The sequence below is a fragment of the Duganella sp. 1411 genome (genome assembly GCF_017833525.1).
Lineage (GTDB): Bacteria > Pseudomonadota > Gammaproteobacteria > Burkholderiales > Burkholderiaceae_D > Rugamonas.
This window is the reverse complement of sequence record NZ_JAFICD010000016.1, coordinates 1-3,182: the sequence shown is the minus strand read 5'-3', so window position 1 is coordinate 3,182 and position 3,182 is coordinate 1. Positions and strand designations below refer to the sequence as shown.

The 3,182-nt window shown below is 61.6% G+C and carries 3 protein-coding genes and 1 rRNA gene; 1 reads left to right on the top strand and 3 read right to left on the bottom strand.

The features are described 5' to 3' along the window. Positions 1-208 precede the first annotated feature (208 nt). Positions 209-321: ribosomal RNA gene (rrf, locus tag JOD97_RS32425) — 5S ribosomal RNA — on the top strand. 65 nt (positions 322-386) lie between these two features. Here the strand turns inward: rrf and JOD97_RS32420 are convergent. From JOD97_RS32420 to JOD97_RS32410, 3 genes are all read right to left on the bottom strand, one after another. Further along, on the bottom strand, positions 387-1,943 hold the full coding sequence (locus JOD97_RS32420) for a GDYXXLXY domain-containing protein (RefSeq protein ID WP_209726953.1): 1,557 nt from the start codon (positions 1,941-1,943) through the stop codon (positions 387-389). Beyond that, on the bottom strand, positions 1,940-2,923 hold the full coding sequence (locus JOD97_RS32415) for a DUF2157 domain-containing protein (protein WP_209726951.1): 984 nt from the start codon (positions 2,921-2,923) through the stop codon (positions 1,940-1,942). The genes JOD97_RS32420 and JOD97_RS32415 overlap by 4 nt, the downstream gene beginning before the upstream one ends. Before the next feature lie 43 nt (positions 2,924-2,966). Further along, on the bottom strand, positions 2,967-3,182 hold a 216-nt coding region (locus JOD97_RS32410; protein WP_209726949.1), incomplete at its 5' end, for a hypothetical protein.

Sequence of the window (3,182 nt, the reverse complement as noted above, 5' to 3'; positions counted from 1 at the left end):
CCCTTCCCATCCCGAACAGGACCGTGAAACAACTCTGCGCCGATGATAGTGCTGCAACCAGTGTGAAAGTAGGTTATCGTCAGGCTAGTTATATAGAAAACCCCCCATTAGCCCGAATGCGCAAGATCGCGTTCGGTGCGGATGGGGGTGTTTTCATCCCAAGATTTTAAGCGGCGCGGAAACGTGACGCCTGTAGTACCGGTCAATGCTTGATGACCATAGCAAGTCGGTCCCACCCCTTCCCATCCCGAACAGGACCGTGAAACGACTCTGCGCCGATGATAGTGCTGCAACCAGTGTGAAAGTAGGTTATCGTCAAGCTAGTTATACTTAAAAGCCCCACCGAGCGCGCAACGCTGGTGGGGCTTTTTTCATTCTGGGCGGCGTTACAGCGGCTCCAGATCCGGACCCCGCAGATTAACCAGCAGCGCGCGTCCCTTGTCATCGATCCTGAATTCTCCGTACTTCGCCCGCGACCAGCGCGGCGCTTCGCCCTCCTTGAAATACCAGCCATTGGTGGCGGGACGCAGGCCGCTTGCGGTCCCCACCAATTCGATCAGGATCTCATCCGGCGCCAGCGCCCGGTTGCCGGCCAAGCCCTGCATCACCGCCACGCCCCGGCCATCGACTTTTGCGATGACCTTGGCGCGACGCAGGGTTTGAGTATCTTTTTTGTCCAGCGCCGGCAGCTGGAAATTCAGCGCCATGTAGTCGCCCTGCATCAATGAGCGCGGATCGACTGGCGCCAGTTCAATAAATACCGGTCGGCCCGTGCTGATCAGCGATTCTTTTTGCCAGATCGCCCCATTGGCCACCAGCAAAGTCAGCACCAGCGACGCGACGATGCCCGCTCGCTGTACCGGGCTGGTGACAATTGGGGCCGCCGGCGCCGCCGTATCGATGGGCTCGCCAGCGCTGGCGTTCCAGCTCAACCACGCGATGACGCCAAACGCCAACCCCATGGCCGCCATGATCGCCGCCTTGGTCGCCAGCGGAACCTCCAGCTGATAATAGAAGGTGCCGACGATCCATGACGCCGCGACCGCACTGGCCACCGCCAGGCGCCAGCGACCGCTGCCGGCGCACGCCGCCAGTGCAAGCAACGCAGCGCCCAGCCCGGGTATCAACCAGGACATAACGGCCAGGATTGCGGCCGCCGCCGCATAACGCGGCGCGCGCAGCATTGACCAGCAACGCCCGAGCCACGCCGCGCCGGCGATCGCCAGCGCGCTCGATACCGCCTTGGCCAGCAAATGCGAGTTCCCTGCCGTCTCGCCCGCCGCGCGCAGATGCCCCAGCGCTGCGGGGGAAAGGAAGGAGGACCCCGACTCGTAGGCCAGTGCCGCCAGGGTCAGCAAGATCCAGCCGTTCGACATGGTCTCGAGCAGTATCATCCTGCGCGCGCTCCGGCCCCACGGCGCATGCGTGTCGGCAACGTATGCCGCGATCAGCCACAGCACCAGCGCAGCCAGGGTTCCGCCGCTCATCAGGATGAACACGATGGCGGCGAGCGCACCCAGGAGTGCGCGCAGCCAATGTTGCGGCACCAACCATGCGGTACCGACGATGACCAGGAGCAGCAAGGCTTCGGCCGCCTGATAAGGCAGGTCGCGGAATGACCCGAACGCCAGCAGGGCACCGCCTACCAGGAGCACCGGCAAACCCAATTGCTCGATAAACGGCGACACCGTCCGAGACCGTAAAACGTGAACCCCGCCATATAGCAAGGCAGCACCAAAAAGGTAGCACAGCACGCCCTTCTCGAGGGCGCTGCCAAATATCAGGAACAGCACGCCAAGCATCGGCACGGCGGCCAGCCATGCGCCTAGCCCCGTCATCAGGATCACCGGCCAGGGCCGAGCCAGCTTTTTGGGAGCGGTGTCGCGCGGCAGAATGCCCTGGGCGGTCGCCGCGTGCATCAGGTCTTGCAAGCGCTTGCTCATAAGATGTGCTCCCCGGTTTGTGCGCGCGCAAGATAGACGATCAGTTTGACGGTGCCGGCCAGCATGGCGGCGGAGACGCAGCCGATCAGCAACAGCGCGAATATCTCATTCCCGCGCACACCGAGAAGAAGTTGTGCCACGCCACACACGGCCAGCACATTCGCGCCGAGACCGAGCGCGCTGAGAACAAAAATATCGAACAGCCCACGCCGGCTAAAGGCAAAGCCCAGCGCGAGCACGATCAGCAGCGAGATTGGGTAAAGGCCATCGTAGGTGGTGGAGAACAGGCTGCGCACGGACATCGTCGACAGGCCGATGATCGCGTAAATCATACTCAATCGCATCGGCCAACGGCCGGCATTAGTCCCGGCGCCGACCCAGGCGCGCGGCGCGAACTTGAACAGGAACGCCAACACCAACGCCGGCACCCAAGAGCCCAGGCTGCTCTGCAGGGAAATCTCGGCCGCCCACCACCAGCGGTCGGTGCGCACCTGCGAAAATAGCTGTGTCGCAGTCAGCGCGACGATCATCCATGGCACCCACAGCACGTCGTGCCGCACGCCCAGGCAGAGCGGCAATGTGAGCGCCGCCCATAGCGCGAACAACTGCCAGGGATCGGCGCCGGTCTGGTAAGTTTGACCAAAGTAGGCGAACAGGCCGCCACACGCGAGAAAGCCCAACAATGACAGATGCACGCGTGCGTGAGGGAAGCGCCACGCGCCAACGAGCGTGGCTAGAATGATCGCCTGCAGCAGGATGAAGCGGGCGTAGCGCGGAAGCGCGTCCCAGTTGGCCGCCACCCAAAACAGGACGCCCAGTCCGACAAGCACCGCCGCCAGCACCGCCAGGCCGAACGGTAGGCGGCGCAGCAGCGACGACGGTGGCGCGTCCAGCGCCGCAAGTTGTTTGAGTTGGCGGCCGGCATCTGACGGCAGGTTGTGCTTGTCAGCCAGGACGAGTAATGCGACGCGGAGATTCATGGGCAACCCCGAGGATTTGTAGTAAGCCAAGGTTACTCTTTTTTTAACTTCCCCGATATTCATCGTGTGATAGTGCTAATGTGAAAATAAAGCTTGTCAGTTCAATCCAGGCTTTGCTATAGTTCGCCTCCTCGCAAAACGGCGCATGCAAATGTGGTGTGAAGCGAGAAAAGAAGAAGTGGTTGAGGGGTTGACGAAATAAGCGAAACGCTTCATACTCTTTCTTCTGCGCTGACGAACAAAACGATTTGTCAAGCGT